Below are 17,027 nucleotides of genomic sequence, written 5' to 3'. Positions count from 1 at the left end.
GGCTGTCAGTCGGATAGTGACCAGGGCTTAGCGCAGCCGCGCGCTGCGCAGCGCCCGTTCGGCCGCCTCCGCATTGGCCGCCGCTTGAAAGAGTTCCCAGCGCTCTTCCTCGTTCAGATCGAACAGCGCCTTGGGCGGGCCCTCCTGTTCGAGGATCATTACCTCCACAAAATCCTTGGCATCGGCGATCACCAGCGTGTCGCCGATGCGCCGTGAGAACAACGCGGTGAAGGTCCCGATGATGTTCACGCAGCGCCCGATCCCCCGCTTTGCATCGAAGCTGGCAAAGGTGTAGCGCAGGCCGCCCCAGCGTTCGGAGAAGGCTTTGCAGAGAGCTTCATGGATCTCCTGCTCGGAGGCGCCGCGCGCAACCTGCAGGGCGGTCTCCCCGCGGGCCCAGCCCTGCGCTCCGTCCGTGGCGATCAGCGCCACAAGATCGAAGTGGATTTGCGCCCGGATATCGTCTTTGCCCAACAAGTACGCGGCGGAACGCCCCGACGGGATACGAGGCTTCGGCCTCCGGGTGGCCAAGGCCGCGCGGGCACCGCGGAGGATGAAGGTCTCGGCGGCAGGCGCCGAAGATACATAGTCCTGCGGCAAGCGCACCGTCAAACGCCCGTCGAGCAAGGCATGCTGCGCCGTCGGACGCGCCGCACAGGCCGCCAGCCCGATGGCCACTGCGATAATCACCAAGACCCGACGCAAGCTGTCTTTGCCCCCCGTTGCGGTACGGATGTTTCTGCGACCCAGGGGCAGCCTATCACAGCTTTGGCGCCACCCGCCGCGGGCGGTCTTCCCGTGCCGTTTCCACGATGCGGAAAACCTTTTCGCGGCGCTTTACGAAGCTGTACGCGCTGTTTCATAGTGCCGGTAAGGAGAGACCGGCCGGAAGAGACACCGGGTGGCCGGCGGAACGGAATAGGGAGGCAGAAGCGCATGAGAATCTGTGTGGTCGGCGCCGGCGCGATCGGCGGCCTGATGGCGGTGAAGCTGGCGCTTGCCGGTAATGCAGTGACAGTGGTCGACCAGGGCGCCCATCTGGCCGCGATCCAGAAACAAGGGCTGAAGCTGATCTGGGAGGACGGCTCGGCGTTGACGGCCGATCTGCGCGCCGTCGCCTCCGCCGCGGAGGTCGGCAAGCAGGACCTCGTGATCCTGGCGGTGAAAGCCCACTTCCTCGACCAAATCGCTCGCGACATCGACGGACTTCTGGACGACGGCACCATGATCGTCACGGTTCAGAACGGCATGCCCTGGTGGTACTTCCATAACTTCGGCGGCGCGCTCGACGGACGGCGCCTGGACACCCTGGACCCCACGGGCCTTCTCGCCCGGCACATTCCGGGCGACCGCATCGTCGGCTGCGTGGTCTATCCGGCGGCGGCTGTAACGGGACCCGGTGTCATCCACCACGTCGAGGGGGACCGCTTTCCCGTCGGGGAACTGGACGGCAGCGAGAGCGCGCGCGTTCAAAGGCTGCACGACCTGCTGGTCGAGGCCGGCTTCCGCTCCCGCGTTCTTGACGACATCCGCTCCGAGATCTGGCTGAAAGCCTGGGGCAACCTCTCGTTCAACCCCATCTCCGCGCTGACCCACGCAACGTTGGAGGATATCTGCCGCTTCGCCCAGACCCGTGCGCTGGCAGCAACCATGATGGCAGAGGCCCAGGCCATCGGCGAAAAGCTTGGCGTGACCTTCCGTCATACGATCGAAAAGCGCATTGCCGGTGCGGAGTCCGTGGGGCGCCACAAGACCTCGATGCTGCAGGACGTGGAGGCGGGCCGGTCCCTGGAAACCGAGGCTCTGATCGGCTCGATCCTGGAAATGGGCCGCCTGACCGATACGCCGGCCCCCGCGATCGAGGCGGTCTACGCCTGCGTGATGCTGCTCAACAAGACCATGACGGCGGAGCAGGCCGGGGTGAAGCTCGTCGGCGCGGCGTGACCGGTGTGGCGTGACCGGTGTGGCGTGACCGGCGTGGCATGATTGGCGCGCCTTTGGACACTGGCCTGAAGACGACGTCCCTGTCGGGCATGGCATAGACCCTGGAGGCCGTTGCGCCCTAGCCTGCCGGGATGGCGGCGACCGTTGAAGGATCGAAGAGCGGGAACGGCGGCCGGAAGAGGCGCCGAAGCGCGCGGCGAAGGCCGGGCGCACCCGGCAGTGGTGACACCGGCGCGGGCCGCAGCCATCGCTACCGACGCCTGATCAACCCGCTGGCGCGCCAGCCGGGGTTCTCCGAGGACCGCCTCGCGGCGATCCACGACGCCGCCCTGCGCGTGCTGGAAGACCTGGGCATCAAGGTGCTGCACCCCGGCGCCCGTGCGTTCTTCCGCAACGGCGGGGCAGCGGTCGACGAAGGCAGCCTGATGGTGCGCCTCGACCGTGGCCTCGTTGCGCAGTGCCTGGCCAGCGCCCCCGGAGTCTTCGACGTGAAGGGCGCAACGCCGGAGCGCGACGTCACCCTGGGCGGCGATCACATCGCCTTTGCCGCGGTCGGCGGGCCGCCGCACATAACGGACATCGACCAGGGCAAGCGCGACGGCAGCCTGGAAGACCATCGCAACATGATCCGGCTTTCCCAGCACTTCGACGTCATCCACACACAGCAGATCAACGTCGAAGCGCTCGATGTTCCGACGCACCTGCGCCATCTGCAGGTCACCGAGAGCCAGCTCAGTCTCAGCGACAAGCCGATCTTCGTCTTCTCCCGCGGGGCGCCCCAGGTGCGCGACTGCTTCGAACTGCTGCGCCTGGCGCGCGGCCTGGACGCAGAGGCCTTCGCCCGGCACCCCTACTGCTACACGGTGATCAACACCAACTCGCCGCGCCAGCTCGACATTCCCATGTGCCAGGGGATCATCGACTTCGCCGCCGCCGGCCAGGTCTCGCTGATTACGCCCTTCACACTCTCCGGCGCCATGGCCCCGGTCACCATTGCCGGCGCGCTCACCCTGCAGCACGCGGAGGCCCTGGCCGGTATCGTTCTCAGCCAGCTTGTGCGCCCGGGCGCGCCGGTGGTCTACGGCTCCTTCACCTCCAACGTCGACATGAAGTCCGGATCGCCTGCCTTCGGCACGCCGGAGTTCGTCAAGGGCGCCTTCGGCGCCGGGCAACTGGCGCGCCACATCGGCCTGCCCTGGCGCGGCTCTGCGGCCACGGCCTCCAACGCGCCGGACGAGCAGGCGGTCTACGAGTTCCTGATGTCGGCCTGGGGCTCGGTGCTGGGCGGAGTCAACCTGCTGCTGCACGCGGCTGGCTGGCTGGAAGGCGGCCTCACCGCCTCGATGGAGAAGTTCATCCTGGATGTGGAGATGCTGCAGATCTTCGCCGAGATTCTGCAGCCCCTGGATGCCTCGGACGCGGAGATCGGTTTCGAGGCCATCGCCGAGGTGGCGCCGGGCGGTCACTTCTTCGCGGCAGAGCACACCATGCAGCGCTACCAGTCGGCCTTCTATGCGCCGCTGGTCTCCGACTGGCGCAACTTCGGCCAGTGGAGCGAGGACGGCGCCAAGACCGCCACCCAGCGGGCCAACGGCCTGTGGAAGGCGATCCTGCGGGATTTCGAGGCCCCGCCCCTGGACACGGCGCGCCGCGCGGCGATGCACGATTTCATCGCCCGGCGCACCCGCGAAGGCGGCGCGCCGCCGGAATCCTAGGGCATTAAGACGACCTTTGCGGCGGCGGTGCGGCCGGCGTCCAAGTCCTCGAAGGCGCGGCCACCCTCGGCCAAAGGCCTTTGCTCGATCCACTCCAAGGCGCCGAGACGCCCGTCGTGGAGCGCCGCCAGGGAGGCGCGCAGGTCCACCTCCGTATAGGTATAGACCCCGACGAAAGTAATCTCCGAGAGGGTCAGGGTGCGGGCATCGAAGGCGCCCGCCGACTCCTGCAGGCCGACATGGGCGATCACACCGCCGGGCGCCGCCGCCGCGATGGCAGCGGCGCGCGTGCCGGTGCTGCCGACGGCATCGAAGACCAGGTCGTAGCGGCCGTCCCCTGCAGAAGACTGCAGCGGATCGAAGACGTCGAGTCCCGCCGCCGCCGCGGTGCCGCGGCGCAGCGCATTGGTCTCGGCAAGCCGCACTTCGGCAGCCCCCCAGGCCTTGAGAATCAAGCCGCCCAAGAGGCCCACGGAACCGCCGCCGATCACCAAAGCATGCGATTCCGCCACCGGCCGCCAGGCCGCGCGCGCCGCCAGCGCCAGGGCGTGCCAGGCGGTGGCGCAGGGTTCGGTCAGGGCCGCCTTGGCCGGATCCATCCCCTCCGGCACCGCGATCAGGTTGCGCTCGGGGATCGTGATGCGCTCGCCGAAGGCACCGGGCCGGCGCATGCCGATGAGGTCGCGGTCGGGGCAGAGATTGGTCCGCCCCTCCGTACAGAACCTGCAGATGCCGCAGCTCACCAGGGGGTTGAGCACCACCCGCTGGCCCGGGCTCGCCCCCTCCAACACCGTGCCGCAGGCCTCGTGTCCCAGGATCAGCGGCGGCACGCGGCGGGGGTCGTGGCCGTGCCAGGCATGCATGTCGGACCCGCAGATGCCGACCGCCTCTATGCCCACCAGGGCCTCGCCGGGGCCGCGCTGCGGCTCCGCCTCGTCGCGGTAGGCGGTCTCCTTGGTGGCGGTATAGACCAGTGCCTTCATAGGACCCTCACTTTGCGGTGAAACCGCCGTCGACGAACAGGACCTGCCCCGTAACGTAATCCGAAGCCGGGGAGGCGAGGAAGATCGCCGGGCCGAAAAGGTCTTCCGGCCGGCCGTTGCGCCCGATGCAGGTCTGCGCCGCCAAGCGCTCGACCAGCGCCGGATCGTCGAAGACCGCCGCTGTCAAATCGGTTGGGAAAAAGCCCGGCGCCAGGGCATTGCAGGTGATGCCGTCGGGCGACCAGGCTTCGGCCATGGCGCGCGTGACCTGGGCGATACCGCCCTTGGAGGCACCGTAGGCGACCCCCTTGGCGAAGGCGCGCGCCGACTGGAGCGAGGCGATGTTGATGACGCGTCCCCAGCCCTTCTCGCGCATTGCCGGCACCAGGGCCTGGGCGAGGAAGAAGGGCGCCGAGAGGTTCAGATCCAGGGTCTGCCGCCAGGCCTCCGGCGTGACGGCGTCGGCGGACTGGCGCGGGTTGAGCCCGGCGGCATTGACCAGGATGTCGGGCGCGCCGGCCAGCGCTGTGATCTGCCGAGCCAGCTGCGGCAGCGCCTCAAGGTCTGCGACGTCGGCCTGACAGGCCTCCGCCCGCCCGCCGGCACTGCGCACCTCCTCCGCCCAGGCCATGAGTTCGGGTTCGCGGCGGGCCACCCCGACCACCATGGCCCCGGCCTGCGCCAGGGCCGTCGCCAGGCCCCGCCCCAGCCCGGCACTGGCGCCGGTCACGCAGGCGACGCGCCCGGAAAGATCGAAGAACTCCTGCATGGTCACATCGCGCCCGGGGTTCACCCGGCCGCCGCCAGATCAAAGTCCTCGTCCGGGAACCACTTGGCAAGGCGGATATCTGCGGTCTTGGCATGGCCCTCCATGCCCTCGAGGCGGGAGATTCGCGCCGTCACCTGGGCGATGTCGCGGGTCGACGCGCGGTTCATCCGCTGCCAGGTGACCGACTTCAGGAACTTGCCGACCGAAAGACCGCCCGTGTAACGCGCCGCCCCCTTGGTCGGCAGAATGTGGTTGGGGCCGGAGGTCTTATCGCCGAAAGCCACCGTCGTCTCCTCGCCCAGGAAGAGCGAACCGTAGTTGCGCAGCCGCCCCAGCCACCAGTCGAGATCGCTGCAGTGCACCTCCAGGTGCTCGGCGGCATAGGCATCCGACAGTTCGGCTGCCTCGTCGCGGCTTTCGACGACGGCAATCTCGCCATAGTCGCGCCAGGCCGCCTCCGCATTGGTGCGGTTGAGATCGGGCAGTTCCGCGATCATGCCGGGCACCAGGCGCTCCACTTCCGCGGCGAGGCCACGGTCGAGGGCGATCAGCCAGGCGGGGGAGTTGTAGCCATGTTCGGCCTGACCGACGAGATCCCAGGCAACGATCTCCGGATCCGCCGTGCCGTCGGCGATGACCAGAACCTCGGTCGGGCCGGCGAACATATCGATCCCGACCCGGCCATAGAGAATGCGCTTGGCCTCGGCGACGAACTGGTTGCCGGGGCCCACCAGGATGTCCGCCTTGTGGCCGGTGAAGAGGCCGAAAGCCATGGACGCAACGCCCTGCACCCCGCCCAGCGCCAGCACCGAGTCGGCGCCACAGAGGTCGAGGGTGTAGAGGATGGCCGGGTTCACACCCTCGCCGGGCTTTGGCGGCGAGCAGGCGATGACATGTTCAACGCCCGCGGTCTTGGCGGTGGTGACCGACATGATGGCGGAGGCTACATGGGCATAGCGGCCACCGGGCACGTAGCAGCCGGCCGCGGCCATGGGAATGTTGCGGTGGCCGGCAATCAGACCAGGCTGCAGTTCCACCTCGGTGTCCGGCAGGGCCGCAAGCTGCGCCTCGGCGAAGCGGCGCACCTGATCATGGGCGAAGCGGATATCGTCCTTCAGCTTCTGTGGCACCTTCTCCGCCGCCGCGGCCCTGGCCTCCGGCGAGACCAGGATGTCGCCCTCCCAGCGGTCGAACTTGGCGGCATAGTCGCGCGCCCTGGCCTCGCCACCCACCTCGATGTCGTCCAGGATCTGCTGGACCGTCTGGCGCACATCCTGTTCGCCTGTGGCGGCGGTCTTGTCGGCTTTCTTCAGGTATTCGGTGGCCATGGTTCGCGGCTTTCGCTTGGGTCGTTTCGAGGGTCACAGCCTAGCACAGGGCGCTGCCGGAGGGTCTTCTACCACGGGTCTTCTACCACAGGGTCTTCTGGGCCCGTGCCTCCCAGGCGTCGTCGTAGGCCTTGCCGCCGATCCGCTCGTCGCTGAGGGCGGCGAGGATCTCGCCCGGTGTGGGCAGGCTGCGGCGGTCGACGTGCTTATCCGGGTTCCAGAGGTCGGAGCGCACGATGGCACGGGCGCACTGGAAATAGATCGCCTCCACCGTCATCACCATGACCGAGCGCGGCGCCTTGTCCTGGACCGCGAAGGATTCCAAAAGATCGGGATCGACGCTGAGGTGGGCGCGGCCGTTGACCCGCAGGGTGTTGCCCGCCCCCGGAACCAGAAAGAGCAGGGCAACGCGCGGGTCGCGGACGATGTTGCGCAGAGAATCGATGCGGTTGTTGCCGCGCCGGTCCGGCAGCATGAGGGTGCGGTCGTCGTGGATGCGCACGAAGCCGGCCTTATCGCCACGCGGCGAGCAGTCCAGGCCCTCCGGGCCCGCCGTCGCCAGGGCGGCAAAGGGCGAGACCTCGATGATTCGCCGATACTCCGGCGTTATGAAGTCGACTTCCTTGACCGTGGAGTTCTCATTGGGAACGTCGTAATGGCGTTCCAGTTCCTCGATGGTCCGGATGATCGACATGGCAGGGCCCCTCGCTGCTTGCGGCGAGAGACCCTAGCACCCGTCCGTTGCGGCAGCCAGCCTCAGGCCACTTCGGTTCGCGGCAGACGCCAGTTGGGCCTGATGAAGTGGCAGGTGTAGCCGTGCGGATAGCGTTCCAGGTAATCCTGGTGCTCCGGCTCCGCTTCGTAGAAGGGGCGGGCCGGCACAACCTCGGTCACCACCGGGCCGGGCCAGAGACCGGAGGCATTGACCGCGTCGATGACCCGTGCGGCCGCATCCGCCTCCGCCTGATCGGCCACGAAGATCGCCGAGCGGTATTGGCTGCCGATATCGTTGCCCTGGCGGTTCATCGTGGTCGGATCGTGGATCTGGAAGAAAAAGGCCAGAAGATCCTCGTAGCCCACCCGGGCCGGGTCGTAGACGATCTCCAGGGCTTCCGCATGGCCGGTCGAGCCCGTCTTGACGTCTCGGTACTCCGGGTTGTCCAGATCGCCACCGGTATAGCCGACGCGCGTCGAGGTCACACCCGGCAGCTTGCGGAAGAGGTCCTGCATGCCCCAGAAGCAGCCGCCGGCGAAAACCGCCCGGGCCTCGCCCGTCTCCTTCGCGGGCGGATCGACCAGATCCCGGTAGGCGCCGTATCCGGCCGCCTCGAGTTCGGCCAGGGGCACGAAGCGGAGAGCCGCGGAATTGATGCAGTAGCGCAGGCCGGTCGGCGCCGGGCCGTCGGGGAAGACATGGCCCAGGTGGCTGTCGCCATGCCTGGAGCGGACCTCGGTACGGATCATCCCATGGCTGGCGTCGCTGCGTTCGACCACGTGATCCGGTTCCACCGGGCGCACGAAGCTCGGCCAGCCGCTGCCGGAATCGTATTTGTCGCTGGAGGCGAACAGCGGCTCGCCGGAAACCACGTCGACGTAAAGTCCCGGCGCCTTGTTGTCCCAATAGGCGTTCTGGAAGGGGCGTTCGGTCGCGTCCTGCTGGGTCACAGCATACTGCTCGTCACTGAGGCTCTTCACCGCCTCTTCTGTTTTCCTGTAGCCTTCGCTCATCAGGCTCTCCCAGTTTTAGGGCGTTTTCCTCGCGGAGGGCCGGCCCCTCCTTTTCTTTCAAGGCTTATAATATAGTTCTCAGGGGCATGTTCCCAAGACCACCCTTTCCCCGCACGCTCGGGCTCACACAGCTGTGAGCGGCCTCTCCAGTTTCGGCCAGCCTCTGCGGGCGGCCGTGATCGGTGCCTCCGGCGGCATAGGCGGGGCTCTGGCAGCCCGGCTTGCCGCGAACCCGGCGGTTGAAGCGGTTTTCGCCTTATCCCGCAGCCCGGTTCCCGCCGACGGGAAGCTGATCCCCGGGCATCTGGACACCGACGACGAAGCCTCCATCGCGGCGGCCGCCGAGGGGCTGGCCGCCGGTGGTCCGCTGGGCCTGGTGATCGTCGCCAGCGGCCTGCTCCATGACGGCGGGGCGCTGCAGCCGGAGAAGAGCTTCCGCCACCTGGAGGCTGCGGCTCTGACGCGCAGCTTCCAGGTCAACAGCATCGGCCCCGCCCTGGTCGCCAAGCACTTCCTGCCGCTGCTGGAGCGCGAGCGCAAAGCGGTCTTCGCGGCGCTCTCCGCGCGCGTGGGCAGCATCGGCGACAACCGACTGGGCGGCTGGTACGGCTACCGGGCGGCCAAGGCCGCGCTCAACATGACGATCCGCTGCCTGGCCATCGAAACGGCGCGCAACCGCAAGCAGACGGTCTGCGTCGGGTTGCACCCCGGGACGGTCGACAGCAGGCTGTCGCAGCCGTTCCAGCGCGGCGTCGCCCCGGAGAAGCTGTTCTCACCCGCAACGGCGACGGGCCATCTGCTGACGGTGGTCGATGGGCTGACCCCCGAAGACAGCGGCAAGGTCTTCGCCTGGGACGGCCGGGAAATCCCGGCTTAAGCAACCGATCCTATTCGACCTCGATGTAGAAGGCCGCCCAGGGCCAACGCTGCTCGTCCTCCGCGGTCAGCACCGCGCCGTCGGGGCGGCTGTAGACCAGCCAAATCGGCCCCCGCTGCCCCAGCCCCAGGTAGCGCCCGTCGCGCTTCAGGCCGACCACCCAGTCGAGCGCCTGGATGTCGGCAGCCGGGATCTCGGCACCGAAGCCGTCCAGGGCGACCACCGTGACATTCTTGCCGGCCGCCCCGGCAGCGGCGAGCACATCCTTCAGCCAGGGCCCCTCGAAGGTCGAGGGCTGGGCCCAGCCTTCGTAGGCGATCTCCACCTGTTGCATACCCAGGGATTCCAGCATGGCGCGGTCGAACTCGGCGGCCGACTGGAAGGTCTTCTCGTGGTAGTTCAGGAAGGAATCGGTGGCGTCGTCGAAGGCCGGCCGGTTGGCCGCCCCGATGTCGCCGGCGACGGTCAGCACGACGGGCCCGGCAGGCTTCCCCAGGTCCGCGGCCCGTGGCGCCGTCTCCGGCATGAAAACCACGGCAACGCAGAACACGGCGGCGAGGACGGCGGACAGCAGGCCCCGGGGGACCATGCGCAAAGCAGGGATTTCAGTCATCGGGGTCCTCGCGGCGGCTGTGAGGGGGACGCGGTGTCAGTTGAACGCGATCTGCGCCTTCATCACCTGGGAGCGGTCGCCCGCGATCTCGAAGGCCCTGATGGCCTCGTCGAAACCAATGGTGTGGCTGATGAGCGGCTTCACGTCGATCAACCCCTTGGCCATCAGTTCGACCGCCAGGGGAAATTCCTCGTGAAAGCGGAAGGAGCCGCGCAGATCCAGTTCCTTCGCCGTGATCTGCAGCATCGGCAGGGTCATCTCGCCACCCATGCCGAGCTGCACGACGACGCCGCGCGGCCGCATCGCCGCAAGGGCGGAGACCAGCGCCGGTTCGGCGCCGGTCGCCTCGTAGAGCACGTCGAAATACCCCTTGCCGGCGGCATAGGCGCCGAGCGCATCGGGGTCCTTGGCGACGTTGATGGTGCGGTCGGCGCCGGCCCCGGCGGCAAAGGACAGCGCCTTGTCCTCCAGGTCGGTGGCGACGATCTCCGCGGCGCCGGCGCGCCGGGCGCTCAGAACCGCCAGCACGCCGATGGGTCCGCAGCCGGTGACCAGGACCCGCTTGCCGAAAAGGTCGCCGGCCCGGCGCGTCGCATGCAGCGCCACCGAGAGCGGCTCCGCCATGGCGGCCTCGCCGGGGCTGAGGCCGCCGGCCTTCACGCACTGGCCGGCATCCACAACCAGGGCCTGGCGGAAGGCGCCCTGAATGTGGGGAAAGGGCATGGCCGAGCCGTAGAAGCGCATGTTCAGGCAGTGGTTGGGGGCGCCTTCCAGACAGTAAGCGCAGTGGCCGCAGGGCCGCGAGGGATTGATCGCGACGAGGTCGCCTTCCGCCAGCCCCTCAACGTTCTCGCCCAGCGCGGCAACCCGCCCCGAGACCTCGTGGCCCAGCACCATCGGCTCTTTCAGGCGCACCGGGCCGAAACCGCCGTGATTGTAGTAGTGCAGGTCGGAGCCGCAGACCCCGCCGGCTTCCATGTGGATCAGCACCTGGCCGGCGCCGGGGGCCTCGATTGGCCAGTCTTCGCTGCGCAGATCTTTGGGCGCATGGATAACGAGTGCACGCATGGAAGATGTCCCGAAGTCGGTATGAAACAAAAAGACTGCCCGAGCACGGAAGGTCTTGCAAGGCTGCGCTCTGAGCCGGCGGCCTTGACGCCCTGGCTCCCTTCATCGTCAATGACCGGCGCGTAAGCGAACCACCATCCACGGAGGGTTCCCATGCAGTCTCGAACCGCCGCCTGCTGCTGTGGCCAGCTCCGCGTCGAGGTCCGGGGAGAACCCGGCGCCGTCGGCCTGTGCCACTGCTTTGCCTGCCAACGCCGGACCGGCAGCGTCTTCGCCGCGCTGGCCGCTTTCCCGCCGCCCTACAAGGTCTTCGGCAAGGCGACCGAATACGTCCGCACCGGCGATCAGGGTGCCCGCTTCCGGTTCCGCTTCTGTCCGGTCTGCGGGACGACCCTCTTCCACACCGAAGAGGGCTGCGAGGACAGCGGCGTCGCCGTGGCGGTGGGCGCCTTCGCCGACCCGGCCTTTCCGCCGCCCCAGGAGTCCGTCTACGACTGCCGCCGGCATCCCTGGGTTCAACTCCCGCCGGGCACGACGACCTACGAGAAAGATCCCGACTAGCCGCCGTCCGGTCCTTCGCCGCTGCGGCGTTGACGCCCGCTTCCCCATGTCCGACAAAGGCGGACCGCCTCCGATTCCCGCCTCGCCAAGGACCAAGCCATGCCTTGCCTCGACCTCTTCGACCTGAGCGGCAAGCGCGCCCTCATCACCGGCTCCAGCCGCGGCATCGGCTACGCGTTGGCGCGCGGTCTGGCCGGCGCAGGCGCTGAGGTGGTGCTGAACGGGCGCGACAGCGGGCGCCTGGCGGAAGCAGCGTCGACGCTGCAGGGCGAAGGCGCCGGGGTCCACACCCTGCCCTTCGATGCCACCGACCACGCGGCGGTCAAGGCCGCCGTCGACGGCTTCGAGGCGGAGACCGGCGCCCTCGACATCCTGATCAACAATGCCGGCATGCAGCACCGCACGCCGCTGGAGGACTTCGACCCGGCGGACTTCGAACGCCTGATGCAGACCAACGTCACCACGGTGTTCAACGTCGGCCAGGCCGTCGCGCGGCATATGATCGCCCGCGGGCGCGGGCGCATCGTGAACATCTGCTCTGTGCAGTCGGCCCTGGCCCGCCCGGGCATCGCGCCCTACACCGCCTCCAAGGGGGCCGTCGCCAACCTCACCAAGGGCATGGCCACCGACTGGGCCAGGCACGGCCTGCAGGTCAACGGCCTGGCGCCCGGTTACTTCGAGACCGAGTTGAACGCCGCCCTGGTGGCCGACGCCGACTTCAGCGCCTGGCTCGCCAAGCGTACGCCGGCCGGGCGCTGGGGCAAGGTGGAGGAACTTGTCGGCGCTGCCATCTTCCTCTGTGGCGACTCCGCAAGCTTCGTCAACGGCCACATCCTCTACGTCGACGGCGGCATCACGGCGTCCCTCTAGCCCCCTGCTTGCCGTCCCGCGTCCGACGTGGCGGCCAGAGCCGCCGCGCGCTATCCTTGCAGTCCCGCAGGGCCACGCACCCGCACAATAATAAGGAGCACCGCCATGCCCGGACCGCTCGACGGCTTCAGAGTGATCGACCTGACCAACATGGTCTCCGGGCCGCTCGGCACCATGATCCTGGCCGACCAGGGCGCCGACGTGATCAAGGTGGAAGCGCCCAACGGCGGCGACCACACGCGCCAGGTGGCGACCCGGCGCAACGGCTTTTCCGCCTCCTTTCTCAACAACAACCGCAACAAGCGCTCCATCGCGCTCGACCTGAAGACGCCCGAGGGCCTGGAGGCGGTGAAGCGGCTGGTCCGCGACGCCGACGTCTTCGCGCAGAACTTCCGCCCCGGGGTGATCGAGCGCCTGGGGCTGGGCTACGAGACCCTGCGGACGATCAACCCCGGGCTGGTCTATGCCTCCATCAGCGGCTTCGGCTTCGAGGGGCCCTTCGCCCAGAAGCCGGTCTTCGACCCGCTGATCCAGTCGCTTTCCGGCCTGACCACCGTGCAGGCCGGCTCCGACGCGGAGCGCCCCAAGCTCGTGCGCACGATCCTGCCCGACAAGCTGACCGGCTTCACCCTGGCCCAGGCGGTCTGCGCCGCCCTGTTGGCCAGAAGCCGGACCGGCGAAGGACAGCACATCCAGCTTTCCATGCTGGACACGATGCTGGCCTTCCTCTGGGGCTCCGACATGGGCGGCCATACCTTTGTCGGCAACGAGATGGAAAAGGAAGTCGCGCAGAGCTGGATCGACCTGATCTACGAAACCCGGGACGGCTTCATCAGCGTCGCGGTGATGCGCCACAAGGAATGGGTCGCCCTGGCCCGGGCGGCGGAGCGGCCGGAATGGATCGAGGACCCGCGCTTCCAGAACTCCGAAGGGCTCGATGCTCACAAGAACGCACGCCTGGAGCTGACGCAATCGGTGCTGCGCGAACGCACCACAGCGGAGTGGATCGAACGCCTGGAAGCGGCGGGCGTGCCCTGCGCCCCGGTGTTGACCCGGCGCGAGGCGATCCGCCATCCGCAGGTGGAGGCCAACGGCATTGTCGTGGAACACGACCACCCCCAGGCCGGGCGCCTGCGCCAGGCGCGCAACCCCGCGGTCTTCTCCGACACCCCGGCGGCCCAGCGCAGCGGCGCCCCGGCCCTTGGCGCCCATACCCGGGCTATCCTGTCCGAGGCCGGATTCTCGGCCAACGAGATCGACACCATGCTCTCCGGTGGTGCGGCCTTCGAAAGCGCCACGGCAGATGAGGACGCGGCATGATCGAGCTCTACTACGCGCCCACACCGAACGGGTGGAAGGCCGCCATCATGCTGGAGGAGTGCAGCCTGGAGTACCGCACCCATCTGCTGAAGCTGGCCGAGGGCGACCAGTTCAAGCCCGACTACCTGGCCATCAGCCCCAATGCCAAGATGCCCGCCATCGTCGATCACGGCGTCGTCGGCGACCCGGTTTCGGTCTTCGAAAGCGGGGCGATCCTGTTCTATCTGGCTGAGAAGACCGGCCGCTTCATGCCCACGGACCCGCTGGGGCGCAAGGAGACCCTGGAGTGGCTGTTCTGGCAGAGCGCCAACCAGGGCCCCATGGCCGGGCAGCTCAGCCACTTCAAGAACTACGCGCCCGATGGCGAGGACTACGGCTTCAAACGCTACCTGGGGGAATACGAGCGCAACCTGGCGGTCCTGGAGCGCCGGCTCGAAGGCCGGGACTTCATCCTCGATACCTATTCCATTGCCGACATGATGGCTTTTCCCTGGGCCTTCATCGCCAAGCCGCTGGGCGCCGCCCTCGATGACTTCCCGCGCATCGCCGACTGGCGCGGACGGATCAAGCAGCGCCCGGCGGTGCGACGCGCCATCGACCTGCACAAGGACAAGCAGAACCGCGGTCTGCAGAACGCCTCCAACAACAGCCTGCTGTTCAATCAGACGGCCGCGCACCTGAAGCGCTGAAGTCTGTGCCACCGGAGCGCAGGGTCGCCCGAGCGATGACGCCTGTGGACAATGCAATAATTCTGACATGAATTCTTCATCCGGGCGTCGCAGAGGGAGGCCAGAGTGCGCGAGCGTATCCATTCGCCGCCTCACCCGCAGGCTGATCCAGACGTACAGGGAGACTCCGATGTTCCGCACAGTCGTTGCCGCTGGCCTGACGGCCGGGGCCGCGTGGCTTGTTCCGGGCGCCATAGCGCCGGCCCAGGCAACCGAGCCCTTCGCCCGTGTCGCCTCCTTCCCGGTTTTCCTCAACCTGCCGGAAGGAACCGACGCCACCACCGAGACGGTGGCCGAGATCGTCACCACGGCCATGGGCGGGACCATGCTGGTCTACACGGACTCGGCCCTGGAGGCGATCGGCAAGGTCGACATCGCCGACCCCGCCGACCCGAAGCCGGCCGGCGTGATCATGCTCGGCGGCGAGCCCACCTCGGTGGCGGTGCTGGGCAATCATGCCTATGCGGGAGTCAACACCTCCGAGAGCTTCGTCGAGCCCGGCGGCCATGTCGCGGTCATCGACCTGACGACCAACGAAATCAAGGCGACCTGCGACCTGAAGGGCCAGCCCGACAGTGTGGCTGTCAGCCCCGACGGCGCCTTTCTGGCGGTGGCGATCGAGAACGAGCGCGACGAGGACCTGAACGACGGCGTCATCCCGCAGCTTCCGGCCGGCTACCTCGCCAGCTTCCAGGTCAGCGGCGACGGCAGCCTGGCGAACTGCGATGCCGTCACGGTGACCGAGCTCACCGGCCTGGCCGAGGTGGCGCCAGAGGATCCGGAGCCGGAGTTCGTCTCCATCAACACGCGGAACCACGCGGTGGTGACTCTGCAGGAGAACAACCACCTGGTCATCGTCGATCTTGCCGCCAACGCGGTGGTGAATCACTTCTCCGCCGGCAGCGTCGATCTCAGCGGCATCGACAACGAGCGCGACGGCACGATCTCCATGACCGCCGAACTGACGGGCCTGAAGCGCGAACCGGATGCAGTTGCCTGGCTGGACGACGCCCGCTTCGTCACCGCCAACGAGGGCGACTATGAGGGGGGATCGCGCGGCTTCTCGGTGTTCTCCGCCGAGGGTGCCGTGCTGTACGACTCGGGCAACGCGACCGAGCATCTGGCCGCCTCCGTCGGGCACTATCCCGAAAAGCGCTCCGGCAACAAGGGCAGCGAGCCCGAGGGCGTGGCCGTCGGGACCTTTGCCGGCGAGCGCCTGGTGATGGTCGGCCTGGAGCGCGCCAATCTGGTGGGCCTCTACCGCGACGGCACTGCGGAGCAAGGCGCCAGCGGACGCATGGATTTCGTCCAGGCCCTGCCTTCCGGCGGCGTTGCGCCCGAAGGCATCGTCACCATCGGAGAGCGTGGCCTGATCGTCATCTCCAACGAAGACGATGCCGCCGAAGACCACATCCGCTCGACCATCACGCTCTATCAGCAAGGCGCCGAAGGGCCCGATCTGATCCAGATCGTCTCAGTGAACGGCCCTGATGGCGCGCCCATCGGCTGGGGCGCCCTCTCCGGCCTCGCGGCCAACCCGAGCGACCCCGCAATCCTCTATGCCGTGAGCGACAGCTTCTACAGCGTGCCCAAGATCTACACGATCGATGTCTCGGCAGAGCCGGCCCGCATCGTTGCCGCGCGCACGGTGATGAAGAACGGCGCGCCGGTCGAGAACCTGGATCTGGAGGGAATCGCCACAGCGCCGGACGGCAGCTTCTACCTCGCCTCCGAGGGCCACCCGGAGAAAGAGCGCAGCAGCCTGATCCTGCACGTCCTGCCGAGCGGTGAAGTGGCGCGGGAGATCACCCTGCCGGAGGTCCTGGAGTCCGCGAAGAAGCGCTTCGGGCTGGAGGGCGTCGCCCTGGACGACAACAGGCTTTACGTCGCCGTCCAGCGTGAGTGGAACGACGATCCCAAGGGCCTGACCAAGATTCTGACGATGGATCTGGCCACCAATACCTGGGGCGTCATGCACTACCCGCTGGACGCGCCGGAAAGCGCCAACGGCGGCTGGGTCGGCCTCAGCGAGATCACTGCGCTCGGCAACGGCCGTTTCGCCATCCTCGAGCGGGACAACCAGGCCGGCCACAATGCGGCCATAAAGCGGGTCTATCAGGTGGACCTGTCGGCTGTGACCCCGGCCGCCCCGGGCGAGGCCCCGCCGGTCCTGACCAAGACCCTGGCCATGGACCTGCTGCCGATGCTGCAGGCGGCCAACGGCTGGACGGCGGACAAGGTGGAGGGTCTGGCCCTCGCCGCCGACGGAAAGCTCTATGCGGTCACCGACAACGACGGTGTCGACGACTCGCCGGGCGAAACCCTGTTCCTGCGCCTCGGTGCCGCCAACGAGGTGCTGGCCGCCAAGTGATTTGCGTTTACCCTAAGCCAACTTTGCCGGCCCCGGACTTCACGGTCCGGGGTCTTTTTTTGCGGGACCGCGCGGTTGACAGCAAACCCGGGAGTTGATACATCCCGCAGCCCATATCACTGCGGCGATATGGCTTAACGGCAAATCAGGTG

16 protein-coding genes are annotated in these 17,027 nt (G+C 68.0%); 8 read left to right on the top strand and 8 right to left on the bottom strand.

From position 1 onward, the window contains the following. Positions 1–27: 27 nt before the first annotated feature. The gene (locus ACO06P_RS18135; RefSeq protein WP_421938140.1) at positions 28–705 is read right to left on the bottom strand and encodes a hypothetical protein; all 678 of its coding nucleotides are present in this window, start codon (positions 703–705) and stop codon (positions 28–30) included. Between the two features lie 231 nt (positions 706–936). Between ACO06P_RS18135 and ACO06P_RS18130 the strand changes: the two genes are divergently transcribed. Further along, positions 937–1,944: a ketopantoate reductase family protein gene (locus ACO06P_RS18130; protein ID WP_420346626.1), complete on the top strand. Its 1,008-nt coding sequence runs from the start codon at positions 937–939 to the stop codon at positions 1,942–1,944. Between the two features lie 131 nt (positions 1,945–2,075). Continuing rightward, positions 2,076–3,659 carry a trimethylamine methyltransferase family protein gene (locus tag ACO06P_RS18125; RefSeq protein ID WP_420346625.1) on the top strand — a complete coding sequence of 528 codons (1,584 nt, stop codon included), beginning with the start codon at positions 2,076–2,078 and terminating at the stop codon, positions 3,657–3,659. On the opposite strand, the gene ACO06P_RS18120 is transcribed toward ACO06P_RS18125, so the two are convergent. The 5 genes from ACO06P_RS18120 to ACO06P_RS18100 form a co-directional block, all read right to left on the bottom strand. After that, positions 3,656–4,642, bottom strand: coding sequence for an alcohol dehydrogenase catalytic domain-containing protein (locus tag ACO06P_RS18120; RefSeq protein WP_420346624.1), 987 nt, complete (start codon positions 4,640–4,642; stop codon positions 3,656–3,658). The two genes, ACO06P_RS18125 and ACO06P_RS18120, sit on opposite strands and share 4 nt — an antisense overlap. 7 nt (positions 4,643–4,649) lie before the next feature. Next, positions 4,650–5,435 (bottom strand): SDR family NAD(P)-dependent oxidoreductase, encoded by a 786-nt coding sequence (locus ACO06P_RS18115; RefSeq protein ID WP_420346623.1) that lies wholly within the window; start codon positions 5,433–5,435, stop codon positions 4,650–4,652. Continuing rightward, positions 5,432–6,739: a histidinol dehydrogenase gene (hisD, locus tag ACO06P_RS18110; protein ID WP_420346622.1), complete on the bottom strand. Its 1,308-nt coding sequence runs from the start codon at positions 6,737–6,739 to the stop codon at positions 5,432–5,434. The genes ACO06P_RS18115 and hisD overlap by 4 nt, the downstream gene beginning before the upstream one ends. 82 nt (positions 6,740–6,821) lie before the next feature. Further along, positions 6,822–7,433, bottom strand: coding sequence for a pyridoxamine 5'-phosphate oxidase family protein (locus ACO06P_RS18105; RefSeq protein WP_420346621.1), 612 nt, complete (start codon positions 7,431–7,433; stop codon positions 6,822–6,824). Positions 7,434–7,495: 62 nt separating this feature from the next. Continuing rightward, positions 7,496–8,467 carry a bifunctional methionine sulfoxide reductase B/A protein gene (locus ACO06P_RS18100; protein WP_420346620.1) on the bottom strand — a complete coding sequence of 324 codons (972 nt, stop codon included), beginning with the start codon at positions 8,465–8,467 and terminating at the stop codon, positions 7,496–7,498. 133 nt (positions 8,468–8,600) lie between these two features. Here ACO06P_RS18100 and ACO06P_RS18095 point away from each other — a divergent pair, with 133 nt between their 5' ends. Next, entirely contained in the window at positions 8,601–9,344 is a 744-nt protein-coding gene (locus tag ACO06P_RS18095; protein ID WP_420346619.1) for an SDR family NAD(P)-dependent oxidoreductase, read from the top strand. 10 nt (positions 9,345–9,354) lie between these two features. On the opposite strand, the gene ACO06P_RS18090 is transcribed toward ACO06P_RS18095, so the two are convergent. Together ACO06P_RS18090 and ACO06P_RS18085 are read right to left on the bottom strand one after the other, a co-directional pair. Continuing rightward, on the bottom strand, positions 9,355–9,957 hold the full coding sequence (locus ACO06P_RS18090; RefSeq protein WP_420346618.1) for a hypothetical protein: 603 nt from the start codon (positions 9,955–9,957) through the stop codon (positions 9,355–9,357). A gap of 36 nt (positions 9,958–9,993) precedes the next feature. Next, positions 9,994–11,025: an L-idonate 5-dehydrogenase gene (locus tag ACO06P_RS18085; protein ID WP_420346617.1), complete on the bottom strand. Its 1,032-nt coding sequence runs from the start codon at positions 11,023–11,025 to the stop codon at positions 9,994–9,996. Positions 11,026–11,178: 153 nt separating this feature from the next. Here ACO06P_RS18085 and ACO06P_RS18080 point away from each other — a divergent pair, with 153 nt between their 5' ends. The 5 genes from ACO06P_RS18080 to ACO06P_RS18060 all read left to right on the top strand — a co-directional run bounded on the left by ACO06P_RS18080 (position 11,179) and on the right by ACO06P_RS18060 (position 16,875). After that, on the top strand, positions 11,179–11,586 hold the full coding sequence (locus tag ACO06P_RS18080; protein WP_420346616.1) for a GFA family protein: 408 nt from the start codon (positions 11,179–11,181) through the stop codon (positions 11,584–11,586). A 99-nt stretch (positions 11,587–11,685) separates the two neighbouring features. After that, positions 11,686–12,456, top strand: a complete 771-nt coding sequence (locus tag ACO06P_RS18075) for an SDR family oxidoreductase (RefSeq protein ID WP_420346615.1) — start codon at positions 11,686–11,688, stop codon at positions 12,454–12,456. A gap of 105 nt (positions 12,457–12,561) precedes the next feature. Continuing rightward, the gene (locus ACO06P_RS18070; RefSeq protein WP_420346614.1) at positions 12,562–13,776 is read left to right on the top strand and encodes a CaiB/BaiF CoA transferase family protein; all 1,215 of its coding nucleotides are present in this window, start codon (positions 12,562–12,564) and stop codon (positions 13,774–13,776) included. Further along, a complete protein-coding gene (locus tag ACO06P_RS18065; RefSeq protein WP_420346613.1) occupies positions 13,773–14,465 on the top strand; it encodes a glutathione S-transferase family protein in 693 nt (230 codons plus the stop codon). Before ACO06P_RS18070 ends, ACO06P_RS18065 begins: the two co-directional genes overlap by 4 nt. A gap of 169 nt (positions 14,466–14,634) precedes the next feature. Further along, complete coding sequence (locus ACO06P_RS18060; RefSeq protein ID WP_420346612.1) at positions 14,635–16,875, top strand: esterase-like activity of phytase family protein; 2,241 nt, start codon at positions 14,635–14,637, stop codon at positions 16,873–16,875. The last annotated feature ends 152 nt before the right edge of the window (positions 16,876–17,027 follow it).

The organism is Pelagibius sp., assembly GCF_965227505.1.
Taxonomy (GTDB): domain Bacteria; phylum Pseudomonadota; class Alphaproteobacteria; order Kiloniellales; family Kiloniellaceae; genus Pelagibius.
The sequence above is the reverse complement of the archived record's forward strand: the minus strand, read 5'-3'. Positions and strand labels throughout refer to the sequence as shown.

What these genes read in the sequence shown, in the direction of transcription:
- ACO06P_RS18125 (WP_420346625.1), top strand. Translation starts at nt 2,076, where the DNA reads ATGGCGGCGACCGTTGAAGGATCGAAGAGCGGGAACGGCGGCCGGAAG.
- ACO06P_RS18060 (WP_420346612.1), top strand. Translation starts at nt 14,635, where the DNA reads ATGTTCCGCACAGTCGTTGCCGCTGGCCTGACGGCCGGGGCCGCGTGG.
- ACO06P_RS18105 (WP_420346621.1), bottom strand. Translation starts at nt 7,433, where the DNA reads ATGTCGATCATCCGGACCATCGAGGAACTGGAACGCCATTACGACGTT.
- ACO06P_RS18065 (WP_420346613.1), top strand. Translation starts at nt 13,773, where the DNA reads ATGATCGAGCTCTACTACGCGCCCACACCGAACGGGTGGAAGGCCGCC.
- ACO06P_RS18070 (WP_420346614.1), top strand. Translation starts at nt 12,562, where the DNA reads ATGCCCGGACCGCTCGACGGCTTCAGAGTGATCGACCTGACCAACATG.
- ACO06P_RS18075 (WP_420346615.1), top strand. Translation starts at nt 11,686, where the DNA reads ATGCCTTGCCTCGACCTCTTCGACCTGAGCGGCAAGCGCGCCCTCATC.
- ACO06P_RS18080 (WP_420346616.1), top strand. Translation starts at nt 11,179, where the DNA reads ATGCAGTCTCGAACCGCCGCCTGCTGCTGTGGCCAGCTCCGCGTCGAG.
- ACO06P_RS18130 (WP_420346626.1), top strand. Translation starts at nt 937, where the DNA reads ATGAGAATCTGTGTGGTCGGCGCCGGCGCGATCGGCGGCCTGATGGCG.
- hisD (WP_420346622.1), bottom strand. Translation starts at nt 6,739, where the DNA reads ATGGCCACCGAATACCTGAAGAAAGCCGACAAGACCGCCGCCACAGGC.
- ACO06P_RS18120 (WP_420346624.1), bottom strand. Translation starts at nt 4,642, where the DNA reads ATGAAGGCACTGGTCTATACCGCCACCAAGGAGACCGCCTACCGCGAC.
- ACO06P_RS18100 (WP_420346620.1), bottom strand. Translation starts at nt 8,467, where the DNA reads ATGAGCGAAGGCTACAGGAAAACAGAAGAGGCGGTGAAGAGCCTCAGT.
- ACO06P_RS18085 (WP_420346617.1), bottom strand. Translation starts at nt 11,025, where the DNA reads ATGCGTGCACTCGTTATCCATGCGCCCAAAGATCTGCGCAGCGAAGAC.
- ACO06P_RS18090 (WP_420346618.1), bottom strand. Translation starts at nt 9,957, where the DNA reads ATGACTGAAATCCCTGCTTTGCGCATGGTCCCCCGGGGCCTGCTGTCC.